Here is a 21,897-nt window from a genome sequence, read left to right as displayed (position 1 = left end):
CTGTCAGGCGCTCGGTCCCGCGCAGGTCTAGGGGTACGTTTTCGTAGAACGACCCCTGTACGTTGCGGCCCGGTCGCCGGCCCGGCCCGGCGCCCCGCGTCAGCTCGCCGTCGTCAGCCGCCCCCGGCGCTCCCGCCGCCCCCGCAGGGCACTCCACGTCGCGCCCAGTGCCAGTGACTGGACCAGCGCCGAGAGCACGATGCCGCCGAGGAAGAACCACGTCGGGGCGTCGCCGCCCCAGCCCGCTTCGCCGAGCCAGGCGACGAAGCCGAAGGCCGGGAAGGTGAACAGGGCCGGCCAGACCCAGATGAGGGACGCGTCCGGGGCGGACGTGAAGAGGGGTTCCAGTGCGGCGACGGTCATCGCGCCGCCGACCACGGCGAGGTAGACCGCCGAGGCGCGGTTGGCGACGGTCAGGCGGGTGAGGGTGCGTATCCGGCTGGTTCGGCTGGTCTTCATCGGGTGTCGTCTCCCCTTGGTCGGCGTCCTGTGCTCCAGGGTCGGACGGAGGCGGCGCCCAGGCCTGAGTACTCGTACTCAAGTCGGGCGACGCGACACCCAGGGGAGGGGCTATACCGTCAGTGGGACCTCGTGGATCTCGTCCGCCTTGTGGCCCGCGCGTTCGTGGACGCGCTGGACCGCGTCGGCCGACGGGGCCTCGGAGAGGCAGTAGACGGTGCCGGAGTCCGGGTCCGCCCACGCGTGTTCGAAGTGGACGTCCTCGTCCTTCCCGATGGCGAGGTCCGCCTGGTGGGCCTCGTGGAGCTGGTCCGAAGTGATGCCGTGCATCCCGTGGTGCACGTCCATGAAGTGAGCCATGGCCTCGCACCCCCTTCAGGGGTCTTTCTTCCAGGGTGCGCCCGTACGGCGGCCGGGGCGAACCCGGCCGCCGTACGGACGGTGGTGCCTGCCGTCCAGCGCCCGCCGCTACCGCGTCAGCCGCACTGGCACGGATTTCCCGACTGGCAGCCGCAGCCGCAGCCCGAGCCGCAGCCGCACGCGGCGATCAGGGGCAGACTGCGGGTCTCGGCGGGCTGCTCGGTCCGGCGTTCCTCGGTGGGGGCGGGCTTGGTGCTGGGGGAATCGGCCATGGGTTCCTCCTAGAGGCTGGTGCCTGGGCCCATTGCACGCCCCCGGTGGCCGTCGCATCAACGGCGCACTGGGGCGACCGCGCGCCCCTGCCCCACGCCTGGGCGCTCCTGCCCAGGTCCGCCCAGGTCCGCCCAGGTCCTCGCTCAGCTCCGCGCCCAGCTCCGCGCCCAGCTCCGCGTCAGGCCCCCTCGACCTGCGTCGACGGCTGGATGTCCGCCTGGAGGTCGTTCACGTGCTCGCCGGTGACCAGGTAGACGACGCGCTTGGCGACCGAGACGGCGTGGTCGGCGTAGCGCTCGTAGTAGCGGCCGAGGAGGGTGACGTCCACGGCCGTCTCGATGCCGTGCTTCCAGCGGTCGTCCATCAGGTGCTGGAAGAGCGTGCGGTGGAGGAGGTCCATCGCGTCGTCGTCCTGCTCCAGCTGGAGGGCCAGGTCGACGTCCTTGGTGATGATCACCTCGGCCGCCTTCGCCATCAGGCGCTGGGCGAGCTGGCCCATCTCCAGGATGGTCGCGTGCAGGTCGCTCGGGACCGCGCGCTCCGGGTAGCGCAGCCGGGCCAGCTTGGCCACGTGCTGGGCGAGGTCGCCCGAGCGCTCCAGGTCGGCCGACATCCGCAGCGACGTGACGACGATCCGCAGGTCCGTGGCGACCGGCTGCTGCCGGGCCAGCAGCGCTATCGCCCGGGCCTCCAGCTCGTGGTGGAGCTCGTCGACCTTCTGGTCGCCCTCGATCACGTTCTCGGCCAGCTTCAGGTCCGAGTCGAGAATGGCGGTCGTGGCGCGCCCGATCGCCGACCCGACCAGCCGGGCCATCTCCACCAGGCTGTCGCCGATCGAGTCCAGTTCCTCGTGGTACGCGTCCCGCATCAGGGTTCCCTCTCGTACGTCCGTTTAAGGGGGCTCGCACTTGCTCGCATCGGCTCGCACCCCTTGCCGTGCCCCCACGCTTACACGTTCCGGCCTGTACGCGTCCGTTTCCGGCATCACAAATGAACCGTCCCTGGCTCCAAGGTGAACTCTGGGCGACGAGTGTTCGAGGTCGCAGTCCGATGGCTGGGGCGGGGCCGTTCGGCATGCCTAACCTGGACGCATGGACGTGAACGCGGCGGTCGCCGCAGCGGCAGCGATCGCCGGAGTACTCACCGGTGTCATCGCCATGCTGGCGTTCCGCTGGAGCGAGCGCGAGCAGAAGCGCCCCACGCGCACCTCGCTGCACACGGACCCCGTGCTGCCGCCCGGCGTGGACACCGTCCTGTCGGTGCTCCGCTCCTCCGCGGTCGTCCTCGACGAGGCCGACGCGGTGGTCAAGGCCAGCTCGGCGGCGTACGCCCTCGGCCTGGTCCGGGGCGGCAAGCTCGCCGTCGAGCCCATGCTGCAGATGGCCCGGGACACCCGGCGGGACGGGGAGATACGGCAGGTCGAGCTGGATCTGCCGAGGCGGGGCAACGGGCGGGGGGAGGCGCTGGCCGTCTCCGCACGCGTGGCGCCCCTCGGGTCGCGGCTGGTGCTGCTGCTGGTCGAGGACCTCACCGAGGCCCGCCGCATCGAGGCCGTACGCCGCGACTTCGTCGCCAATGTGAGCCATGAGCTGAAGACACCGGTCGGCGCGCTCTCCCTGCTCTCCGAGGCCGTGCTGGACGCCTCCGACGATCAGGAGGCCGTGGAGCGGTTCGCCGGGCGCATGCAGATCGAGGCGACCCGGCTGACCAACCTGGTCCAGGAGCTCATCGACCTGTCCCGGGTCCAGAACGACCACCCCCTCGACGACGCCGAGCCCGTCCGGGTGGACGAGCTGGTCGCCGAGGCCATCGACCGCTGCCGGCAGCAGGCCGGCACCAAGCAGATCACCATGGCCGCCGGAGGAACGGCGGATCTGCGCGTACGCGGCAACCGCGGCCAGCTCGCCGCCGCCCTCGGCAACCTCGTCGAGAACGCCGTCAACTACTCGCCCGCCCGCACCCGCGTCGGCATAGCCGCCCGCCGCGTCAACGCCCCCGGCGGCGATCTGATCGAGATCGCCGTGACCGACCAGGGCATCGGGATCTCCGAGAAGGACAAGGAGCGCGTGTTCGAGCGCTTCTACCGCGTCGACCCGGCCCGTTCCCGGGCCACCGGAGGCACCGGTCTGGGTCTCGCGATCGTCAAGCACGTGGTCGCCTCGCACGGCGGGGAGGTCACGGTGTGGAGTGCCGAAGGCCAGGGCTCCACTTTTACGCTGCGACTGCCGGAGTCGGGCCCCGCCCGCGGCCGCGCACAGCGGCATCCCGACCGCGCCGGACTCAGTGTCGAGACCGAGCGGTCCCCCTCATCCCCCCATACTTCCCCGTACGAAACGCTTCCCGCCCCGGAGGTCCTTCCGTGACCCGTGTGCTCGTCGTCGAGGACGAGGAGTCCTTCTCCGACGTCCTGTCGTACATGCTCCGCAAGGAGGGTTTCGAGGTCGCCGTGGCGACCACCGGCCCCGACGGACTCGACGAGTTCGAGCGCAACGGCGCCGACCTCGTGCTCCTCGACCTGATGCTGCCCGGCCTGCCGGGCACCGAGGTCTGCCGCCAGCTGCGCGGCCGCTCCAACGTTCCCGTGATCATGGTGACCGCCAAGGACAGCGAGATCGACAAGGTTGTCGGGCTGGAGATAGGGGCCGACGACTACGTCACCAAGCCCTTCTCCTCCCGCGAGCTGGTCGCCCGCATCCGCGCCGTACTGCGCCGCCGCGGCGAGCCCGAGGAGGTCACCCCCGCCGCGCTGGAGGCCGGCCCCGTCCGCATGGACGTCGACCGGCACGTCGTGACCGTGGGCGGCACCAAGGTCGACCTGCCGCTGAAGGAGTTCGACCTGCTGGAGATGCTGCTGCGCAACGCCGGCCGCGTGCTGACCCGCATGCAGCTGATCGACCGGGTCTGGGGCGCCGACTACGTCGGTGACACCAAGACCCTCGACGTCCACGTCAAGCGGCTGCGCGCCAAGATCGAGCCCGACCCGGGCGCGCCGCGGTACCTGGTGACGGTGCGCGGGCTCGGCTACAAGTTCGAGCCGTAGAGCGCCCGGGCGCGCGTCCGCGCCCTCGACGGCACGCGAGTACGACGAAGGGCGGGACCTCTCCGGAGAGGTCCCGCCCTTCGTCGTACGGTGCTCAGTGGCCGGCGTCGGCGCCGGTCCCCTGCGAGGTGCCGTCCGTCGCCGTACCGGCCTCGGTGCCGCCCTCGGTCCCGTCCCCGGCCTCGGCGGACTCGCCGGTCGCGGGATCCGTCGTGCCGTCGGCCGGGGTGCCGGAGGTCTGGCCGTCGGACGGCTCGCCGGAGGTCTCCTGCGACGGCTCCGCCGACGCGCCGGGGGCCGCCGGGACGTCGCTCGGGCCCCACTTGGAGAAGTAGCTCTCGGCGGGCACGACGAAGGCGCGCAGGCTCACCTCGCCGGTCTTGCTGAAGGTGAAGGTGATCTCCTGCGCGTTGCCGTCCTGGATGGCCTCGCGGCTGCTGGGCAGGACGGCGGAGGCGTTGCCCTCGCCGCCGAGGACCAGGGAACCGCCGGCCGGGACGGTCAGGCCCCCGTTGCCGCCCTTCTCGCCCTCGGCGGGCTTCAGCTCGGCGGACTTGCCGGTGCCGGCCACGGTGATGGACTCGAGCGTCTGGTCGGACCTGCCGTTGTTGAACAGGGTGGCGGAGACCACGGCCGGGCCGGTCGACTCCAGGTCGGGCTGCGTGATGACGATCGCGTTCTGGATCTGGATGTCACCGACGGTCGTCGCGGCGTTGTCCGGCTTGATCTCCAGCGTCTGGGCGTTGTGACCGGCACCGCACGCGGCGAGCGAGGCGATCGAGAACGCGATGGCGGCGGCGGCGAGGGCACCGCGTCGAAGGCTGCTGCTCACGGCGGCGGCAACTCCTTGGACTCGAGCGAGGAGGCGGCAACGGATAAAGCCGCCCTAAGTGTCTGTCAGCGGCTTCAGGCTACCGAGCCGTTCCCGGGCCGCCGCACCCGACCCTCCCCCAAGACCCCCCGCTTCGCCCGGCAGGCGGTAGGAGCGGCGCGCGGCAGGAGTGCGCGGCGCGCTCGTTCCGTGACCGGTTCCCGCGTCGCTTTGTGGCTGGTACTCGTCCGTCATTCACATAAGAAGCCGACCGGCATACCGGTCGTCGAGCGGCGCGCGAAATTTCCGTGAAGGAATGCGGGGGCGGCCGGAAATTGATCATCGGGGGGTCGGACGGGGTGCCTCGTGATCAATTCCGGATTCGTCCGGAAGCCCGCCCCGGTCACCGAACGGAGTAGCGGAAGTCGCACGCCCGGAATCGGACATATGGGGCTCTTCGGGCAGGCGGGAGGGCCTCCGGATGTGTGCGACGTGCGCGTTTCGTCCGGCCTGAAGAACTGCTCCGACCTGCGAATACTTTCTTCCGCTCGCCCGCCGCAGCACGTTCCTGTTGCTGTTGTCAAGCCCCGAGATATGCCCTGACCTGCGAAAACGCCATTCAGAAGACGCCGTATCCGTGTTACTCTGGATAGCCACGGAAGGGGTACCTGTCACATGACGTTCAAGGTTGGCGACACCGTGGTCTATCCCCATCACGGGGCCGCGCTGATCGAGGCTATCGAAACTCGCCAGATCAAAGGCGTGGACAAGACCTACTTGGTGCTGAAGGTCGCCCAGGGTGACCTGACGGTACGTGTGCCAGCGGACAATGCGGAGTTCGTCGGCGTGCGTGATGTGGTCGGTCAGGACGGGCTGGACCGGGTCTTCGAGGTGCTGCGCGCGCCGTACGCCGAGGAGCCCACGAACTGGTCGCGTCGTTACAAGGCAAACCTGGAGAAGCTCGCCTCCGGCGACGTCATCAAGGTCGCGGAAGTCGTACGCGATCTGTGGCGTCGTGAGCGCGAGCGCGGACTCTCCGCCGGTGAGAAGCGCATGCTCGCCAAGGCCCGCCAGATCCTGGTGAGCGAGCTCGCTCTCGCGGAGAACACCAACGAGGACAAGGCGGAGGCCCTGCTCGACGAGGTGCTCGCCTCCTGAGGCTCTGAGGCGAGGCGCAGACCTGCCCGCTCGGTTCAGCGCACTGAAATGCCGCGGTGCCCGATGACATCCTTTGCTGTCGCCGGGCGCTGCGGCATGTTCGTACCCGGATCGAGTCCTCGTACGATCACTCCGGGAGACTTCCCCCGGTCCGCGTGGTCCTGGGTACCGCGCGGTGCTGGGTCTGCGTGGTCCTGGCGTGCCGGGCCCGGGAAGCTGGCTCGACCAGGGTCACGGAAGGGTCCGGTCAAGGCGTCGCGCCCGGCACGGTGAGGCCATACCCAACTAGGTCGAGCACACAAACCTGACAGGAACCGATGTCTGACGAATCGCGTCCCTCGCCCGCCGAGATGCCCGCCGGTACCCGTGCGAACACCCGAACCGCGGCCGTGATTCCGGCCGCCGGGCGGGGCGTTCGGCTCGGTCCGGGCGCTCCGAAAGCCCTCCGTGCGCTGGGCGGCACGCCCATGCTCATCCACGCGGTCCGGGCGATGGCCGCCTCCCGCGCGGTCTCCCTCGTCGTCGTCGTGGCCCCGCCCGACGGAGCCGCCGAGGTCAAGAGCCTGCTCGACGCGCACGCGCTGCCGGAGCGGACGGACTTCCTCGTCGTGCCGGGCGGCGAGTCACGGCAGGAGTCCGTACGGCTCGGCCTGGACGCGCTGCCGGCCGACTACGACACCGTCCTCGTGCACGACGCCGCCCGGCCACTGGTGCCGGTCGACACGGTGGACGCCGTGATCGAGGCCGTCCGGGAGGGCGCACCCGCCGTGGTGCCCGCGGTGCCGCTCGCCGACACGGTCAAGCAGGTCGAGCCCGCCGCCGTGCCGGGCGAGCCGGAACCGGTCGTGGCGACACCGGAGCGGGCTCGGTTGCGCGCGGTGCAGACGCCCCAGGGGTTCGACCGGGGGACGCTGGTGCGCGCCCACGAGACGGTGACCGAGAACGTCACCGACGACGCGAGCATGGTCGAGCAGCTCGGGCTCACGGTGATGGTGGTGCCGGGGCACGAGGAGGCGTTCAAGGTGACGCGGCCGCTCGATCTGGTGCTGGCGGAGGCCGTGCTGGCGCGCAGGAGGCTGAACGATGGGTTCTGACACCTCTGGCACGGACGGGTTCCCCGTGCTGCCCCAGGTCGGCATCGGGACCGACATCCACGCCTTCGAGGACGGGCGCGAACTGTGGTGCGCCGGGCTGAAGTGGGAGGGCGAGGGCGCCGGGCTGGCCGGGCACTCCGACGCGGACGTCGTCGCGCACGCGGCGTGCAACGCGTTGTTCTCCGCGGCGGGGGTCGGCGACCTCGGGCAGCACTTCGGTACCGGACGGCCGGAGTGGTCGGGCGCGTCCGGGGTGACGCTGCTGACGGAGGCGGCGCGGATCGTGCGGGCGGCGGGGTTCCGGATCGGGAACGTAGCGGTGCAGGTGGTCGGAGCGCGGCCGAAGATCGGCAAGCGGCGGGGCGAGGCGCAGAAGGTCTTGTCGGAGGCGGTGGGGGCGCCGGTGTCGGTGTCCGGGGCGACGACGGACGGGCTGGGATTTCCCGGGCGGGGGGAAGGGCTGGTGGCGGTGGCCACGGCGTTGGTCGTGCGGGTGGAGTGAGCGGGTGAGGTGAGCGGGGTGGGGTGTGTCCTGGGCCGGTGGTGTGTCGCGCCGGCGTGGGGCGTGCCGTGACGGGGCTCCGCCCCGCACCCGGCCAGGGGCTCCGCCCCTGGACCCCGGCCTGTGCCCACCCACCACCCGACTCGGTCGGGCAAGACGTGGTAACAAGCGGGCACGTGCGCCCGTGGCACTGCTCGCCGCCTACTACCCTGGAGTCGTGACTATTCGCCTGTACGACACCAGCGCCCGGCAGATTCGTGACTTCGCCCCCCTCACGCCGGGCTGCGTCTCGATCTACCTGTGCGGTGCCACCGTGCAGGCCGCCCCGCACATCGGGCACATCCGGTCGGGGCTGAACTTCGACATCATGCGCCGCTGGTTCGCGTACCGCGGCTACGACGTCACCTTCGTCCGCAACGTCACCGACATCGACGACAAGATCATCAAGAAGGCCGCGGAGCAGAACCGCCCCTGGTGGTCCATCGGGTACGACAACGAGCGGGCGTTCAACGACGCCTACGACGCCCTCGGCTGCCTTCCGCCCACCTACGAGCCCCGCGCCACCGGTCACATCACCGAGATGGTCGAGATGATGCGCGGCCTCATCGAGCGCGGCCACGCCTACGAGGCCGACGGCAACGTCTACTTCGACGTACGGTCCCTGCCGGGGTACCTGTCGCTGTCCAACCAGGACCTCGACGAGCTGCGCCAGCCCTCGGGAGAGGGCGAGAGCGGCAAGCGGGACCCGCGGGACTTCGCCATGTGGAAGGCGGCCAAGCCCGGGGAGCCGAGCTGGGAGACGCCGTGGGGGCGGGGACGCCCGGGGTGGCACCTGGAGTGCTCCGCCATGGCGCACAAGTACCTGGGCGAGGAGTTCGACATCCACGGCGGCGGGATCGACCTGATCTTCCCGCACCACGAGAACGAGATCGCCCAGGCCAAGGGCTTCGGCGACGCCTTCGCGCGGTACTGGGTGCACAACGCCTGGGTCACCATGAGCGGCGAGAAGATGTCCAAGTCGCTCGGCAACAGCGTGCTCGTGAGCGAGATGGTCAAGCAGTGGCGCCCGGTCGTGCTGCGGTACTACCTGGGCACCCCGCACTACCGCTCGACCATCGAGTACAGCGAGGAGTCCCTGCGCGAGGCCGAGTCGGCGTACGCGCGCGTCGAGGGCTTCGTGCAGCGCGTCACCGAGCTGGCCGGCCAGGCCGTCGGGCCCTGCGCCGAGGTGCCGCCCGCCTTCGCCGAGGCGATGGACGACGACCTGGGCGTGCCGCAGGCGCTGGCCATCGTGCACACCACCGTCCGGCAGGGCAACAGCGCGCTGGCCGCCGGCGACAAGGAGGCCGCGGTCGCCCGTCTCGCCGAGGTCCGTGCGATGCTCGGGGTGCTCGGTCTCGACCCGCTGGCCCCGCACTGGGCCGGGGAGCAGGAGCAGGGCGAGGACCTGCGGCACGTCGTCGACAGCCTCGTACGCCTCGTCCTCGACCAGCGCGAGGCCGCGCGGGAGCGCAAGGACTGGTCCACCGCGGACGCCATCCGCGACCAGCTCGGACAGTCCGGTCTGGTCATCGAGGACGGCCCGCAGGGGCCCCGCTGGAGCCTCGGCTCCCGCTGACCCGCCGCCCGGTCCACCGGAGCCCGGGCCTGTTGGCCGCGCGGGTTCCGTAGATCGATTGTGCCGCCCGGCCTCCCGGGCGGCACACTGCATAAGACGCAAGCATTACGCACACTCCCGTAGAGAGCGGAGACAGGTAACTCATGGCCGCGAACAACCGCCGCATGTCCGGCAAGAAGGGCGCGCAGGTCGGCAGCGGCGGCAAGCGACGCCGGGGCCTGGAAGGCAAGGGGCCGACGCCTCCCGCCGAGATGCGCAAGGGGCACGCCAAGCAGCGCGTCGCCAACGCGAAGGCGCGTCGCGCCACCGGACGCGCCCCGCAGCGGCGCGGTGGCGGACGGTCGACGTCCGAGCTCGTCGTCGGCCGCAACCCCGTCTTCGAGGCGCTGCGCGACGGCGTGCCCGCCTCGACGCTCTACGTCCAGCAGTTCATCGACAACGACGAGCGGGTGCGCGAGGCGCTCCAGCTCGCGGCCGAGCGCGGCGGCATCAACCTGATGGAGGCGCCGCGCCCCGAGCTGGACCGGATGACCAACGGGCTCAACCACCAGGGCCTCGTCCTCCAGGTGCCGCCGTACGAGTACGCGCACCCCGAGGACCTGGTCGCCGCCGCCCACGACGAGGGCGCGGACCCGCTGATCGTCGCCCTCGACGGCGTGACCGACCCGCGCAACCTCGGTGCCGTCGTCCGCTCCGTCTCCGCCTTCGGCGGCCACGGCGTCGTCGTGCCCGAGCGGCGCGCGGCCGGCATGACGGCGGGCGCCTGGAAGTCGTCCGCCGGTACGGCCGCCCGTACGCCGGTGGCCCGCGCCACCAACCTCACGCGCGCGCTGGAGTCGTACCAGAAGGCCGGCGTCACGGTCGTCGGCCTCGCCGCCGACGGCGAGGCCGAACTCGGTGAGCTGGAGGCCCTCGGCGGCCCCGTGGTCATCGTGGTCGGCAGCGAGGGCAAGGGCCTGTCGCGGCTGGTCGGCGAGACCTGCGACTACCGGGTGCGGATCCCGATGCCCGGTGGTGCCGAGTCCCTGAACGCCGGTGTGGCGGCGGGGATCGTGCTGTACGAGGCGGCGCGTCGGCGGGCCTGACGGCGTACCGGCGCGGGGCGCGGTGTCCCGACGGCCGGAGGCCGGCGCGGCCGTGCGACGCCGCGCGGCGTGCGAGCGCGGTGGCGGGAGGGGGCGCGGGCGCGCGGTCGCCGGAGGGGGAGCGGGTGTTCGACTCGGTCCCCCGTACGGGGTGTTCCGGGCGGTCCGGGCAGGCTTGACGCGGTCCGGACAGTTCAGGGCGGTCAAGGCAGTGTCCTAACGACACATCACTCGGTTAGATGAGTGTGGACACCAGAACACCCCGCACACCCACGGGGGACCGCTCGTCGGGAATCGACGACGCTCCCGCGCTGAGCATGGTGAAGGTGCCGAGCGATCCGGCCCAGGTCATCGTCAATCACGCGAGCTTCCGCGTGCAGTTCGGTGCCTCCGCGCGGCGGACCCAATCCCCGCGGATCGCGCGGCACTTGAGCGCCACCCAGGACACCGCCCGCATGCCCGTCGCAGGTGCCGCGGGCCCCGCCGCCCCGGCCGCCGCCCGCCGCCGCGCCCTCGTGTGGAGCGGACGGTCCGACCCGGACGACACCGGCGCACACCGGCTGCTCCAGGCGGTGCGGGCCGGCGCCGGTCACCACGCCGAGGACCCGGTCACCGATGCCGGAGCCACGCAGGTCATCCCCCGCGTCGACATCGACGGGGGCGCCCCGGGCTACGACGGCTATGACGGCTACGACGACGGGCCCGCCACCGAGACCCTGGAGACCCCGCTCGTCGGCGCCCAGCGCGGCCCCGTCCCCGACGGCACCCGGCTGCTGCCCGCCATGCGCACCGTCGGCAGCGCCTACGACGAACCGGCCTACGCCGGCGACGACTTCGGCTCCGGCTCCGGTCCCGACGGCTACGACGACGCGGAGCCGGCCGAGCCGCGCACCAGGCGCCACGCCGACGATCCCGCGAAGCACGCCTACTTCCCCGGCCGCCGCATGAACCTCGGCGTCGTGCTGCTGCCGCTGCGCGTCTTCCTCGGTTTCATCTCCATCTACGCCGGCATGGGCAAGCTCTGCGACCCCGTCTACTTCGACGGCGGCGAACGCGGCTCCATGGTCAAGTGGCTCAACACCCTGCACCCCTGGGACGTCGCCGAGCCGCTGCGCCAGTTCGCCCTCGCCCACCCCGTCGGCTCCGGGCTCGTCATCGCCTTCCTCCAGGTGATCGTGGGCGTGCTGACCGTCCTGGGCTGCTGGCAGCGCGTCGGCGCCGTCATCGGCGCGGGCCTGTCCGCCGCGCTGCTGGTCACCGTCAGCTGGAAGAGCGTCCCCGTCTACGACGCGCCCGACATCATCTACCTCGCCGCCTGGTCCCCGCTGATCATCGCCGGCGCCCCCGTCTACTCCGTGGACGGTCGGCTCGCCGGCAGCGCCTGGCGGCGGCTTGGCCCCCGCGCCGACATCTGGGACCTGCGCCGCTACGTCCTGCGGCGCGGCGCCCTCGTCACCTTCCTGGTCACCGGCATCACCCTCCTCGTCGGCTCGCTGCTCGGCGGCGCGGTCCGGGACGCCGACCGCGTGGTCGTCCCCGGCCCCGGTGAGGCCCCGCGCAACGAACTGCCCGGCTCCCCGCTCCCGCAGGAGCCCGGCACCCGGAAGCCGAAGACGTCTCCGGAGGCGTCCGCCTCACCCACCCAGGGCGCCACCAGTGGTGCGGCCACCCCCTCCGAGGACGCCGCGACCACCCCGGGAGCGACCCGCGACAGCGGCACCCGCACCGGCGGCACGCCCAGCCAGACCCAGGGCACCACGGGCCAGGCCCCGCCGCAGCAGTCCTCCCCGGCCGACCGGGCGCCGAGCACCACGGCGGGACCCACCTCCGGCGGCACCGCGACCGGCGGCGGCGATGGCTCGACCGGCGGCACCGGCACCGGAAGCGGCGGCGACGACGGCGGCGGCTCCTCCTCCACCGGAGAGCCGGGCAGCCGCCTCGTGGGCGGTCTCCTGGGCTAGCCGGCCCACAGGGCTCACGCGGCCCTCCGTACGCCGAAGGGGCCCCGCACGGATGACGTGCGGGGCCCCTTCGGCGTATCGGCGTACCAGGGTGCTCAGCGGCCGCCCAGGGCCGCCAGCTCCCGTGCCGCCTCCGTCAGGTCCTTCGCGGTGTCGATCGCGCGCCAGTAGGAGCCCTGGGGGATCGGGAAGCCGGCCAGCCGGCGCTCACGGGCCAGCCTCGGGAACGTCGTCCGCTCGTGGTCGCCGCGCTCCGGCAGCATCGCGGCGAAGCCGGGCGAGAAGACGTACACACCGGCGTTGATCTCGAAGGTCGACGGCGGTGCCTCGATGAAGTCGGTGATGTGGCCGAAGCCGTCCGTCTGCACGGCGCCCCACGGCAGCCGCGGCCGGGCCAGGGCGAGGGACGCGACGGCGTCCCGCTCGGCGTGGAAGTCGGCCATGTCGCGCAGCGAGAAACGGGTCCAGATGTCGCCGTTGGTGGCGTACCAGGGCCGGTCCGGGTGGGGCAGGTGCGCGGCGGCGTACTTGAGGCCGCCGCCGCGGCCCAGCGGCTCCGTCTCGACGACGGTGGTGACGGAGAGCGGCAGGTCGGCGGTCTCCAGCCACTTCTGCAGCACCTCGGCCAGATGGCCGCAGGAGACCACGACGTCGGTGACGCCCTCCTCGGCGAGCCAGGCGAGCTGGTGGCCGATGATCGGAGTGCCCGTGCCCGGGATCTCGACCATCGGCTTGGGCCGGTCGTCGGTGTAGGGACGCAGCCGGGAACCCTGTCCGCCGGCCAGGACGACGGCTTGCACGGGGCGGCGGGACGCGGCGCTCGGATCGGTCATGCCCGAACTGTACGCGGCGGCCCACCGGCCCCCGAAAGGGTGCTCAGCCGTGCGCGGCCAGCACGCCCGAGGCGAAGGCGGTGTCGCAGACGGGGCGCGCGTACGACTGGGCGCGTGTCGGGCCGTACACCTTGACCGCGGCGCGGCCGAGGGCGCGGGCGATGGACGCGCAGTGGCCGGCCAGCGACGGGCGCTCGTTCACGGCCTCCTGGAGGTGGGTGAGGGCGACGCCCGGATCCTCCTCCTGCAGCTCGGTCAGCAGCCGGTCGCGCAGCACCTCGTGCGGCGCGCGGGCGGCGGCCTTGGAGGACGCCTTGGAGGAGGTGGCCTCCGACGCGGCGAGCACCGAGTCGGCCGGATCCCCCGACCAGTTGACCCGGGTGACGGCGAGGGTCCCGGAGAGCACCAGGACGACGGGCAGGACGAAGGCGAGAGAGCGGCCGATCCGGCGGGCGGGGCCCCGGCCGCGTCGCGTCTGTCGGGTGGTGGAGTGCTTCACGGAGTGCTTCACGCGAGTGAGGGTAGCGCCCGGTAATGATTTGGCGACATTTAGTCACCCGGATGGGGGATGAAGAGGGGGAGGGAAATGGGTAGAGCGTTGACGCGAAGTGCTCGAAACGTCCGTTGTGCCGGGGTATTTGTCGACAACGAAAAGAGCCCCGCAGCAGGCCGCGGGGCTCTTTTCGTCAACGCGGGTGAATTCACCCGGCCGCGTGGTTTCTCAGTCGGTGAGGCGCTCGCCCGTGGAGGACGAGAAGACGTGGGCCTCGCCCGGGCGCGGCACGACGTGGACGGTCGAGCCCTTCTCCGGCACCGCGCGGCTGCTGACGCGGACCACGAGGTCCTTGCTCTCGCCGCCGACGTCGACCGAGCCGTAGATGTAGCCGTCGGCGCCGGTCTCCTCCACGACGTTCACGGAGACCGCCATGCCCGCCGGGGCGTCCTCGGCGTCCTTCGACAGGGCCTTGGAGACGCCGCCGTTCAGCTCCACCACGTCGAAGTGCTCCGGGCGGACACCGACGGTGACCGTGCGGTCGCCCCTGTCGGAGGCGGCCTGCAGGGCCTCGCGGCTGATCGGCACCACACTGTTGCCGAACTTCACGCCGCCGTCGGTGATCGGGACCTCGATCAGGTTCATGGCCGGGGAGCCGATGAAGCCGGCGACGAAGAGGTTGGCGGGCTTGTCGTACATGTTGCGGGGGCTGTCGACCTGCTGGAGCAGACCGTCCTTCAGGACCGCCACGCGGTCGCCCATCGTCATGGCCTCGACCTGGTCGTGGGTGACGTAGACGGTGGTGATGCCGAGGCGGCGCTGGAGCGAGGCGATCTGCGTACGGGTGGAGACACGCAGCTTGGCGTCCAGGTTGGACAGCGGCTCGTCCATGAGGAAGACCTGCGGCTCACGCACGATCGCGCGGCCCATCGCCACACGCTGGCGCTGACCACCGGAGAGCGCCTTCGGCTTGCGGTCGAGGTACTCGGTGAGGTCGAGGATCTTCGCGGCCTCCTCGACCTTCTGCCGGATCTCCGCCTTGTTGACGCCGGCGATCTTGAGCGCGAAGCCCATGTTGTCGGCGACCGTCATGTGCGGGTACAGCGCGTAGTTCTGGAACACCATGGCGATGTCCCGGTCCTTCGGCGGCAGGTGCGTGACGTCGCGGTCGCCGATGCGGATGGCGCCGCCGTTCACGTCCTCGAGCCCCGCGAGCATGCGGAGCGAGGTGGACTTGCCACAGCCGGAGGGGCCGACGAGGACGAGGAACTCGCCGTCCTCGATGTCGATGTCGAGACCGTCGACGGCGGGCTTCGTGGAACCCGGGTAGACGCGGGTCGCCTTGTCGAACGTAACAGTGGCCATGGTGAATGGGCCCCCTTCTACCGGCAGGAACGTGCCGGACGATCCGTTGTAGGAAGGTGGTGTGGTGTAGTCCACACAGGTGAAGCTGGGCGAGACGGTACCTGGCGTTCACCTGGTCTGTCAGTACCTGTGGACCTGTGAACTTCGCCGAAATTTTCGAATCCCATCGTTCACCGGCTCTGTGTACAGTGGAGCAGCCTCCGCGCGCCGCCGCGCGAGTGCCTCCTTAGCTCAGCTGGTCAGAGCGCCGCTCTTGTAAAGCGAAGGTCGTCGGTTCGAATCCGACAGGGGGCTCGGAAGCGAGATGAAGCCCTGCCGTCCACCGGACGGCAGGGCTTCACGCGGTGACGCGGGTACTACTTGCCCTCCGGCAGCGGTTCCGGCTCGCACACCGCGCCGCTCCCCGGGAGCTTCCCGTCGAGCAGGTACGCGTGGACGGCATCGCGCACGCAGGCGTTCGCGCTGTCGAAGGCGCCGTGGCCCTCGCCGCGGTAGGTGAGCTCGAAGCCGACGCCCTCGCCGAGCGCCTCGGCCATGCGGGCGGCGCCCCGGTAGGGGGTGGCGGGGTCGCCGGTGTTGCCGACCAGCATGATCGGCGCGGCGCCCGGCGCGCTCACCTCGGGGTGGTGGGCCTCTCCCGGCACCGGCCAGCCGGCGCAGGAGAGCGCGCTCCACGCCAGGCCCGGACCGAACAGGGGGGACGTCTCGACGAACTCGGGCATCCGGGCCTCCACGTCCGCCACGGTGTAGCGGTCGCTGGAGTCGTCGCAGGTGATCGCCCTGAAGGCGTCGTTCTCGTTGCTTTCGTCCGCGGGGTCGTCCGTGTTCTCGTCCGTGGTGTCGTCGCTGTCGCCGCCGGTGCCGTGCTGTCCGAGTGCCTCCGCCAGGTCCGCCAGGACGTCGCCGTCGCCGTCGGTCACCGCCTCCAGGCCGACCAGGAGCGCGGGCCAGAAGGACCGGCTGTAGAGCGAACCGGTGATCGCGGAGAGCACCTCGTCGCCGTCCAGCTCGCTGCCGTCCGAGGTGGGCAGCGGCGTCTCGTCCAGGTCCGCCTCCAGTTCCACGGCGGCGTCCACGATCGCCTCGGTGTCCTCGCCGAGCGTGCAGCGCTGCTCGACGCACCATGCGGCGAAGTGCTCGAAGGCGAGCTGGAACCCTCCGGCCTGTCCGAGGGCCTCCTCCACCCTGTCGCGGGTGGGGTCGACGACGCCGTCCAGGACGGCACGGCCGACATTCCCGGGGAACAGGTGGGCGTACACGCCGCCGAGTTCGGTGCCGTACGAGATCCCGAAGTAGTGCAGCTTCTCGTCGCCGAGGAGGTGCCGCATCAGGTCCATGTCCCGGGCGGCCTCGGTGGTGCCGACGTACGGGAGGACGTCGCCGGAGTTCTTCTCGCACGCGGCGGCCGTCAACCGGTTGAGCTCGACCAGCGCGTCGGTCTCGTCGCCGCCGTCGTCCGGGGTCCCGTCCACCTCGTCCTCGGCCTCTTCGGCCGCGTCGGGGTCCAGGCAGCGCACGCCCCGGCTGTCGCCGACGCCGCGCGGGTCGAAGCTCACCAGGTCGTACCGGGAACGGAGCTTCTCGTAGTCGGGGGCGAGAGCGGGCAGGGTGGTGACTCCGGAGCCGCCGGGGCCGCCGAAGTTGAAGAGCAGCGAGCCGATCCGGTCGTCGGTGTCACCGCCGGCGCGGGCCCGGATCAGTTCGATGCCGATCGACTCCCCGGAGGGCTTCTTCCAGTCCAGTGGCGTCCGCATGGTGGTGCACTGCCAGCGGGTGCCGTCGGGGAGGGGCGCGGGGGCCTCGCCGCCGCCCTGGACGGGGGAGGGGGCGGGGCAGTCCTTCCAGTCCAGGGACTGCTCGCGGAAGCGGTCCGCGTCCTGTGCGCCGGTTGCCGTGCCGCCGCCGTCACCGCCCCGGCCGCCGTCCCGCGCCGTCGGCGCGCAGGCCGTCAGGGAGCAGGAGAGCAGGGTGGCGGTGGCCAGCAGGGCAGCGGTGGCTATCGCTCGTGCGGAGGGCATGGCCTCAGGCTCCGGCGGGCCGTCCGGGAGCGCGCGGCGTGGCGTCCATTCGGCGGAAACGGCCTCCGCCGGTGCCGGGCGGAGACCGTTTTCCAGGTGTTCCGGGGCCGGGTCAGGCGCGGTTGGCGCTCGACGGGCCGAAGAACTCGATCTCCGCGATGGCCACCTGCTTCTTCGCGGAGGCCGCGTGCGCCGACTCGATGGTGAAGCGGACCTTGGTGACCTCGCCGACGCGGAAGGGGCGTCGCTGGCCGCCGGCGCCCTGGTCCAGGGTGAGGTCGCGGGTCGTGGTCTTGCCGTCCTTCGTCGTGATCGTCGCCTTCACCCGGTGCGGCAGGGCCGACTGGTTGAGCTGGTCGGGCTTGGTGGAGGTGCCCGGGGTGATGATCAGGTCGAGCAGCCGGGTCGGCTCGGTGAAGCTGACCTCGATCCACTCGCCCTGGCCGGACTGCGAGATGCCCGGGCCCCACCAGGTGTTGCTGAGTTTGTCGATGAGCAGTTCCGGCTTGTGGCCGGTGAAGGAGCGCGAGGCCGTGATCCGGTCCGGCGAGACCGGGGCGCGCTTGGCGAAGTGGTCGCGGGTGGCCTGGACGCCGTCGGGGATGTAGACGAAGCCGAGGACCACCAGGGTGATGACGACCAGGACGGTGATCCAGGTGCCGATGCGGTCGAAGACGCGGCGCAGGCGGGGGCGGTCGCCGGCCCAGGGGGTCTCGCTGCGCCGGCCGCCGAAGAGGCGGCGCCACCAGGGGCCGGGTGCGGTGCCGTCCTCGCCGGTGCGCACCAGGGGCATCGCACAGCGCGCGCAGTAGTGGCGGTCGGGGCGGTTGGGGGTGGAACACCACGGGCACGGCGGGCCGTTGGCGATGTCCTGCTGGTGGCCGGGGGCGCGTACCTGCGGGCGGTCCGCGTCGGGGCGGCCGGGCAGGACGGGGGCGACGGCGGGCGGCGGGGCCGGGCTGTGGGCCTCCGGGTCCGCGACGGGGACGAGGAGGGAGCGGGCGCGGTCGGACATCGTGTCGGTGAGGGCGTTCGGGGCGTTCGGGGCCGGGGCGGACGCCATCGGGGTGGTGGGGGCGGTCTCGTCCACGTCGGAGGTGCGGGGGCCTCCGGCGGTGCCCGCGCTTCCGGGGGTGCTGGTGCGTCCAGGGGTGGCCGCGCTTCCGGGTGTGCTCGTGCCTTCGGGGGTGTCCGTGCTTCCGGGGCCGCCCGTGCTTCCGTGGGTGCCCGTCGGCCCGGTCGTCGCCGTGTCGTCGGGGGAGCCGGCGGTACCGGAGGTCGCGGCCGAGCCCGCGGAACCGGTGGTGCCCGCGGCGCCTCCCGCTCCCGCGGTACCGGCGGCACCCGCTGTACTCGCGGCGCCTGCGGCACCTGCGGCGCCCGCCGCGCCCGCCGTGTTTCCGGCGCCGGACGTTCCCGGCGCGCCCGGCGCCCTGTGGGTGTCGCGACGTCCGGCGCCGTTCGCCTCCGGGGCGTCGGGTCCGGTCGCGTCCGCCGGGTGGCGTGGGCGGGGTACCGCCGGGGTCTCCTCGGTGTCGTCGTCGTCCGGGCCGCCGTGGGCGGGCGTCGCGCGGCCGGTGCGGGCGGGGGGCACGCCCGTACCGCCGGGGCCCGGGCGGGAGAACGCGTCCCAGCCGGGGCCCCGGTCGGACGAGGAGGCCGCGGGCTGCGTGGTGCGGGTGCCGGCCTGGTCCCAGCGGAGTACGGCACCGCACGCGTCGCAGAAGGACTGGCCCGGTTCCGCGCGGGTTCCGCACTCGGCGCAGTTCTGCGTGGTCATCTCTCCGGGGTCCTTTCGGAGGCGGTCACTTCGACCGTGTAGGGCATGTGGGCGGGGCGGGCGGCGGCGACCAGGGTGTCCAGGCGATGGGTGTCGGCCGGGGACGGGTCGGGCAGCCGGAGGGCGACGTGGAGGCGGGGGCGCGGGGTGCCGGGGAACGGGCCGATCGGGCGGGCGTTCCAGTCGGCGCCGCCGCTCTCGGTGATGTCGGGCTCGACGCCGAACGCCAGTCGTACCGCCTCGGACAGACCGCGCCGGGTGCCGCGTACGCGGTGCAGGCGGGCGGCGGCGGCGACGGCGGCGCGCAGCCGGTCCTCGGGTTCGGTGCCGTCGGTCTCGGCGCCGACCCAGGAGCCGAGCCACTGGGCGAAGTCGGCCGGGGTGAGGGCCGGGTCGAAGTAGGTGTCCAGGCAGTCCAGGACGTTCAGGATCGGGGCGAGGACGTCGTCGAGGCCGCCGACGAAGCGCTGGGCGAGGTCGTCGTCGGCGAAGACGGCCGGCAGCATCGAGCCGATGGGCAGCGAGGAACCGAGACCGTCGACGGAACCCCGGTGGGACGCGGCCGTCACGCGCCGTCCCCGATCACTCGGACCCGGTGGTCGAAGGAGAAGACCAGGGACGGCGGTCCGAGGTCGATGCGGTCGGTGGGGTCGCCGCGCTTGCCGGTGAGGGGGTCGGCGGGGTGCAGGACGACCTCGTCGACGAGTTCCACGCCGGGGACGCGTTGCAGCACGGCGAAGACCTCGCCGGTCTGCACGGGGCGGCCGAAGGGCCAGCCCTTGCCGTCCGCGCCGCCGGTGAGCGGGTCGAGGTGGCGGTAGAGCGCGTCGTGGGCCTGGCGGCGTACGCGGTCGGTGTCGACGCCGCGGAAGGCGTGGACCGTGGCCACGACGGTGACGCCCTGGTAGTAGGGCGGGCCGACGGCGAGGCGGGTGCCGATGAGGCGGCGTTCGTCGAGGTGGCGGGTGATGCGGCCCAGGAGGGCGTCGCCGGGGACGAGTTGCTCGAAGCGGAGCCGGCCGCCGGGGTCGGGGACGGCCTGGGGGACGACCAGGACGCGGACGGCGTAGGCACCGTGCTCGCCCTCCTCGCCCTCCAGGCAGGTGATGCGGGCGGTCTCGGGGGCGGCGCGGCGGGCGAGTTCCTCGTAGTCGCGCAGGGTGACGGCGCGTTCCTGGGCGCGGAGGGTGATCGGCGCCCGGAGTTTCGCCTCCTCGACGGTCTCGCCGTCGACGCCGCCGCGGGCGGCCTCGCGGTTGACGACCTCGGAGACGTACGGGATGGAGGTGCGCAGCACCTGTACGGCGCCGCGCGCCACGTTGCCGGCCCTGCCGCCGCCGGTGCGGTAGCGGCGGGCGCGGATGGCGGCGCCCTTGGGGGCGACGGTGCCGTACTGGCGCAGGGTGCCGTCGGGTTCGCGGACGGCGGGGCCGAAGGCGATCTGGCCGGTGGCGGCGTCGAGGGTGATGTGGTGGTCGTGCGGGCCGGAGCCCGCGAAGTGCGGGACGACCTGCCAGTCCTGCCAGCCCTCGTCGTCGGAGGTCTGCAGGAGGACCGGCGGGTCGTCGGCGACCACGGGGGCGTGTTCGAGCCGCAGCCGCTGGCCGGGCAGGCCGGTGGACTCGCCGAGGGCCTCGTCGTACACGGTCTCGGCGTGGATGGCGCCGGTGGTGCCGCCGATGGTGTAGGCCTCGGCGGAGTGGATGGTCGGCGAGGTCGTGTAGAACGGCTGGCCGGGCAGCGGGTCGGTGACCCGGCAGCGGATCCAGCCGGCCTCGTGGCCGCCGTTGCGGGACAGGACGTGCCCGCCGGGTATGTGGAGCACGATGTCGCCGGGGCGGTTGAGGCCGCCGGTGCCGTCCCGGTCGACCTCGCAGGGCTGCCAGCCGTCCTCGGTCCAGGCCTCCCAGGCCAGGGGCGGCTGGCGGGGGTCGACGCCGACGCCGTCGACGCGGCTGTCGAGTTCCAGGGCGAGCGCGCAGTGCGGGGTGGCGGCGGTCAGGCCGATCAGCATGGAGTCGCCGGGGGCCGGCGCCTCGGAGAAGCACATCAGGTCCTTGCCCTCGGCGAGGTCCGTGGTCCGGTCGGTGACGGCCTCGCCGCGGTGCTGCACCATCAGGTGGCCGAGCGAGCACGGTACGACGGTCAGGTCGCCCACGGTGGAGAACACGACCGCCTCGTCCCGCTCGGTGCGCAGGGTGGCGACCTCGGTGCCGACCGGGACCAGGATCGCGTCCTCCTGCGGCGCGGACAGCCAGAAGGTGACGTCCGTGCGGGCGGCGGACGGCGGGAAGAGCGTGATGCCGACCAGGTCGAGGAAGGCGAGGTGGTTCTTCTCCGGCACCCGGTTGAGGCGGTAGACGATCTGGTCGGCCATGTGGGCGACCGTCTCGACGAGGGTGACGCCGGGGTCGGAGACGTTGTGGTCGGTCCACTCCGGGGCGCGCTGCTGGATGTAGCGCTTGGCGTCGTCGACGAACTGCTGGAAGCGGCGGTCGTCGAGGTTGGGGGAGGGCAGGGACATCAGCGATCGCTTTCGGGAGAGCCCGTCAGAGAGCCCGTCGGGCCCGCGGGACCGGCCGGACCGTCGGGCAGGTCCGGCTCGTCGTGGGAGGGGATGACGTAGAACGGGAAGACCAGGCTGCGCGGGTTGTTGGTGCCGCGGATGGAGTAGCGCACGTCGATGTAGAGGACGCTCTGGTCGGTGCCGGCGCTGACCTCGACCTCGTGGACCTCGACGCGCGGCTCCCAGCGGTCCAGGCTGGTGTACACCTCGTGCTGGATGCGGCCGGCGGTCTGCTCGTTGACCGGGGCGAAGACGAGGTCGTGGATGGCGCAGCCGAACTCGGGCCGCATCGGCCGCTCGCCCGGGGCGGTGGCCAGCACAAGCTGCATGGCCTCCTCGATCTCCCGCTCGCCGCTGACCAGGGCGATGCCGCCGGTGGGCCCGATGCGCAGCGGGAACGACCAGCCGGAGCCGACGAACTGTTCGGCCATCAGAGGGCCACCTGCCTCTCCCGTTTCCTTGTGCCGGCGAGCCCGGAGAA

At 72.5% G+C, this 21,897-nt stretch carries 21 protein-coding genes and 1 tRNA gene; 9 read left to right on the top strand and 13 right to left on the bottom strand.

The genetic code is table 11. The annotated features are described in order from the left end of the window. Window positions 1-99: 99 nt before the first annotated feature. The 4 genes from ACIQ6R_RS19570 to phoU all read right to left on the bottom strand — a co-directional run bounded on the left by ACIQ6R_RS19570 (window position 100) and on the right by phoU (window position 1,960). Complete coding sequence (locus ACIQ6R_RS19570) at window positions 100-459, bottom strand: SCO4225 family membrane protein (RefSeq protein ID WP_404176357.1); 360 nt, start codon at window positions 457-459, stop codon at window positions 100-102. A 111-nt stretch (window positions 460-570) separates the two neighbouring features. After that, the gene (locus ACIQ6R_RS19565) at window positions 571-819 is read right to left on the bottom strand and encodes an SCO4226 family nickel-binding protein (RefSeq protein ID WP_404176354.1); all 249 of its coding nucleotides are present in this window, start codon (window positions 817-819) and stop codon (window positions 571-573) included. Between the two features lie 116 nt (window positions 820-935). Next, window positions 936-1,091, bottom strand: coding sequence for a hypothetical protein (locus ACIQ6R_RS19560; protein ID WP_404222611.1), 156 nt, complete (start codon window positions 1,089-1,091; stop codon window positions 936-938). A gap of 179 nt (window positions 1,092-1,270) precedes the next feature. Continuing rightward, window positions 1,271-1,960: a phosphate signaling complex protein PhoU gene (phoU, locus tag ACIQ6R_RS19555; RefSeq protein ID WP_404176348.1), complete on the bottom strand. Its 690-nt coding sequence runs from the start codon at window positions 1,958-1,960 to the stop codon at window positions 1,271-1,273. 223 nt (window positions 1,961-2,183) lie between these two features. Here phoU and ACIQ6R_RS19550 point away from each other — a divergent pair, with 223 nt between their 5' ends. Both ACIQ6R_RS19550 and ACIQ6R_RS19545 read left to right on the top strand, forming a co-directional pair. Continuing rightward, window positions 2,184-3,455 (top strand): sensor histidine kinase, encoded by a 1,272-nt coding sequence (locus ACIQ6R_RS19550; protein ID WP_404176345.1) that lies wholly within the window; start codon window positions 2,184-2,186, stop codon window positions 3,453-3,455. Next, window positions 3,452-4,132 (top strand): response regulator transcription factor, encoded by a 681-nt coding sequence (locus tag ACIQ6R_RS19545; RefSeq protein WP_310872655.1) that lies wholly within the window; start codon window positions 3,452-3,454, stop codon window positions 4,130-4,132. Before ACIQ6R_RS19550 ends, ACIQ6R_RS19545 begins: the two co-directional genes overlap by 4 nt. Window positions 4,133-4,226: 94 nt before the next feature. Here ACIQ6R_RS19545 and ACIQ6R_RS19540 read toward each other — a convergent pair whose 3' ends face one another. Beyond that, window positions 4,227-4,964 (bottom strand): DUF461 domain-containing protein, encoded by a 738-nt coding sequence (locus ACIQ6R_RS19540; RefSeq protein ID WP_404176342.1) that lies wholly within the window; start codon window positions 4,962-4,964, stop codon window positions 4,227-4,229. A 654-nt stretch (window positions 4,965-5,618) separates the two neighbouring features. Here ACIQ6R_RS19540 and ACIQ6R_RS19535 point away from each other — a divergent pair. The 6 genes from ACIQ6R_RS19535 to ACIQ6R_RS19510 all read left to right on the top strand — a co-directional run bounded on the left by ACIQ6R_RS19535 (window position 5,619) and on the right by ACIQ6R_RS19510 (window position 12,361). After that, the gene (locus ACIQ6R_RS19535; protein ID WP_003953493.1) at window positions 5,619-6,101 is read left to right on the top strand and encodes a CarD family transcriptional regulator; all 483 of its coding nucleotides are present in this window, start codon (window positions 5,619-5,621) and stop codon (window positions 6,099-6,101) included. A gap of 317 nt (window positions 6,102-6,418) precedes the next feature. Continuing rightward, window positions 6,419-7,195, top strand: a complete 777-nt coding sequence (gene ispD / locus ACIQ6R_RS19530; protein WP_404176339.1) for a 2-C-methyl-D-erythritol 4-phosphate cytidylyltransferase — start codon at window positions 6,419-6,421, stop codon at window positions 7,193-7,195. Next, complete coding sequence (ispF, locus tag ACIQ6R_RS19525; protein ID WP_404222610.1) at window positions 7,185-7,697, top strand: 2-C-methyl-D-erythritol 2,4-cyclodiphosphate synthase; 513 nt, start codon at window positions 7,185-7,187, stop codon at window positions 7,695-7,697. Before ispD ends, ispF begins: the two co-directional genes overlap by 11 nt. Window positions 7,698-7,914: 217 nt before the next feature. Continuing rightward, the gene (gene cysS, locus ACIQ6R_RS19520; protein WP_404222609.1) at window positions 7,915-9,315 is read left to right on the top strand and encodes a cysteine--tRNA ligase; all 1,401 of its coding nucleotides are present in this window, start codon (window positions 7,915-7,917) and stop codon (window positions 9,313-9,315) included. Window positions 9,316-9,458: 143 nt separating this feature from the next. After that, the gene (gene rlmB / locus ACIQ6R_RS19515) at window positions 9,459-10,400 is read left to right on the top strand and encodes a 23S rRNA (guanosine(2251)-2'-O)-methyltransferase RlmB (protein WP_404176330.1); all 942 of its coding nucleotides are present in this window, start codon (window positions 9,459-9,461) and stop codon (window positions 10,398-10,400) included. 239 nt (window positions 10,401-10,639) lie between these two features. Next, on the top strand, window positions 10,640-12,361 hold the full coding sequence (locus ACIQ6R_RS19510; RefSeq protein WP_404176327.1) for a DoxX family membrane protein: 1,722 nt from the start codon (window positions 10,640-10,642) through the stop codon (window positions 12,359-12,361). Between the two features lie 95 nt (window positions 12,362-12,456). Here the strand turns inward: ACIQ6R_RS19510 and ACIQ6R_RS19505 are convergent, their stop codons facing one another. The 3 genes from ACIQ6R_RS19505 to msiK form a co-directional block, all read right to left on the bottom strand. Then, window positions 12,457-13,194 carry an NDP-sugar synthase gene (locus tag ACIQ6R_RS19505; protein ID WP_404222608.1) on the bottom strand — a complete coding sequence of 246 codons (738 nt, stop codon included), beginning with the start codon at window positions 13,192-13,194 and terminating at the stop codon, window positions 12,457-12,459. A gap of 43 nt (window positions 13,195-13,237) precedes the next feature. Continuing rightward, window positions 13,238-13,693: a hypothetical protein gene (locus ACIQ6R_RS19500; RefSeq protein WP_404176706.1), complete on the bottom strand. Its 456-nt coding sequence runs from the start codon at window positions 13,691-13,693 to the stop codon at window positions 13,238-13,240. Between the two features lie 222 nt (window positions 13,694-13,915). After that, window positions 13,916-15,052 (bottom strand): diacetylchitobiose ABC transporter ATP-binding protein MsiK, encoded by a 1,137-nt coding sequence (gene msiK / locus ACIQ6R_RS19495; protein ID WP_404222607.1) that lies wholly within the window; start codon window positions 15,050-15,052, stop codon window positions 13,916-13,918. 220 nt (window positions 15,053-15,272) lie between these two features. Between msiK and ACIQ6R_RS19490 the strand changes: the two genes are divergently transcribed. After that, window positions 15,273-15,346 (top strand) — tRNA-Thr (locus tag ACIQ6R_RS19490). A gap of 62 nt (window positions 15,347-15,408) precedes the next feature. On the opposite strand, the gene ACIQ6R_RS19485 is transcribed toward ACIQ6R_RS19490, so the two are convergent. The 5 genes from ACIQ6R_RS19485 to ACIQ6R_RS19465 form a co-directional block, all read right to left on the bottom strand. Further along, entirely contained in the window at window positions 15,409-17,070 is a 1,662-nt protein-coding gene (locus ACIQ6R_RS19485; RefSeq protein ID WP_404222605.1) for an alpha/beta hydrolase, read from the bottom strand. 112 nt (window positions 17,071-17,182) lie between these two features. Next, on the bottom strand, window positions 17,183-18,850 hold the full coding sequence (locus ACIQ6R_RS19480) for an NADase-type glycan-binding domain-containing protein (RefSeq protein ID WP_404222604.1): 1,668 nt from the start codon (window positions 18,848-18,850) through the stop codon (window positions 17,183-17,185). Then, on the bottom strand, window positions 18,847-19,356 hold the full coding sequence (locus ACIQ6R_RS19475) for a phage tail protein (protein WP_404176703.1): 510 nt from the start codon (window positions 19,354-19,356) through the stop codon (window positions 18,847-18,849). The genes ACIQ6R_RS19480 and ACIQ6R_RS19475 overlap by 4 nt, the downstream gene beginning before the upstream one ends. Window positions 19,357-19,415: 59 nt before the next feature. Then, window positions 19,416-21,374 (bottom strand): putative baseplate assembly protein, encoded by a 1,959-nt coding sequence (locus ACIQ6R_RS19470; RefSeq protein ID WP_404222603.1) that lies wholly within the window; start codon window positions 21,372-21,374, stop codon window positions 19,416-19,418. Further along, on the bottom strand, window positions 21,374-21,847 hold the full coding sequence (locus ACIQ6R_RS19465; protein WP_404176261.1) for a GPW/gp25 family protein: 474 nt from the start codon (window positions 21,845-21,847) through the stop codon (window positions 21,374-21,376). Before ACIQ6R_RS19465 ends, ACIQ6R_RS19470 begins: the two co-directional genes overlap by 1 nt. Between the last annotated feature and the right edge of the window lie 50 nt (window positions 21,848-21,897).

Source organism: Streptomyces sp. NPDC096048 (assembly GCF_044763415.1).
In the GTDB taxonomy this organism is placed as follows: Bacteria; Actinomycetota; Actinomycetes; order Streptomycetales; family Streptomycetaceae; genus Streptomyces.
Note: the sequence above shows the minus strand (reverse complement) of the source record. Positions and strands in the feature narration are given on the sequence as shown.

What these genes read in the sequence shown, in the direction of transcription:
- ACIQ6R_RS19570 (WP_404176357.1), bottom strand. Translation starts at nt 459, where the DNA reads ATGAAGACCAGCCGAACCAGCCGGATACGCACCCTCACCCGCCTGACC.
- ACIQ6R_RS19565 (WP_404176354.1), bottom strand. Translation starts at nt 819, where the DNA reads ATGGCTCACTTCATGGACGTGCACCACGGGATGCACGGCATCACTTCG.
- ACIQ6R_RS19560 (WP_404222611.1), bottom strand. Translation starts at nt 1,091, where the DNA reads ATGGCCGATTCCCCCAGCACCAAGCCCGCCCCCACCGAGGAACGCCGG.
- phoU (WP_404176348.1), bottom strand. Translation starts at nt 1,960, where the DNA reads ATGCGGGACGCGTACCACGAGGAACTGGACTCGATCGGCGACAGCCTG.
- ACIQ6R_RS19550 (WP_404176345.1), top strand. Translation starts at nt 2,184, where the DNA reads ATGGACGTGAACGCGGCGGTCGCCGCAGCGGCAGCGATCGCCGGAGTA.
- ACIQ6R_RS19535 (WP_003953493.1), top strand. Translation starts at nt 5,619, where the DNA reads ATGACGTTCAAGGTTGGCGACACCGTGGTCTATCCCCATCACGGGGCC.
- ispD (WP_404176339.1), top strand. Translation starts at nt 6,419, where the DNA reads ATGTCTGACGAATCGCGTCCCTCGCCCGCCGAGATGCCCGCCGGTACC.
- ispF (WP_404222610.1), top strand. Translation starts at nt 7,185, where the DNA reads ATGGGTTCTGACACCTCTGGCACGGACGGGTTCCCCGTGCTGCCCCAG.
- rlmB (WP_404176330.1), top strand. Translation starts at nt 9,459, where the DNA reads ATGGCCGCGAACAACCGCCGCATGTCCGGCAAGAAGGGCGCGCAGGTC.
- ACIQ6R_RS19510 (WP_404176327.1), top strand. Translation starts at nt 10,640, where the DNA reads ATGAGTGTGGACACCAGAACACCCCGCACACCCACGGGGGACCGCTCG.
- ACIQ6R_RS19505 (WP_404222608.1), bottom strand. Translation starts at nt 13,194, where the DNA reads ATGACCGATCCGAGCGCCGCGTCCCGCCGCCCCGTGCAAGCCGTCGTC.
- msiK (WP_404222607.1), bottom strand. Translation starts at nt 15,052, where the DNA reads ATGGCCACTGTTACGTTCGACAAGGCGACCCGCGTCTACCCGGGTTCC.
- ACIQ6R_RS19485 (WP_404222605.1), bottom strand. Translation starts at nt 17,070, where the DNA reads ATGCCCTCCGCACGAGCGATAGCCACCGCTGCCCTGCTGGCCACCGCC.
- ACIQ6R_RS19480 (WP_404222604.1), bottom strand. Translation starts at nt 18,850, where the DNA reads ATGACCACGCAGAACTGCGCCGAGTGCGGAACCCGCGCGGAACCGGGC.
- ACIQ6R_RS19475 (WP_404176703.1), bottom strand. Translation starts at nt 19,356, where the DNA reads ATGCTGCCGGCCGTCTTCGCCGACGACGACCTCGCCCAGCGCTTCGTC.
- ACIQ6R_RS19470 (WP_404222603.1), bottom strand. Translation starts at nt 21,374, where the DNA reads ATGTCCCTGCCCTCCCCCAACCTCGACGACCGCCGCTTCCAGCAGTTC.
- ACIQ6R_RS19465 (WP_404176261.1), bottom strand. Translation starts at nt 21,847, where the DNA reads ATGGCCGAACAGTTCGTCGGCTCCGGCTGGTCGTTCCCGCTGCGCATC.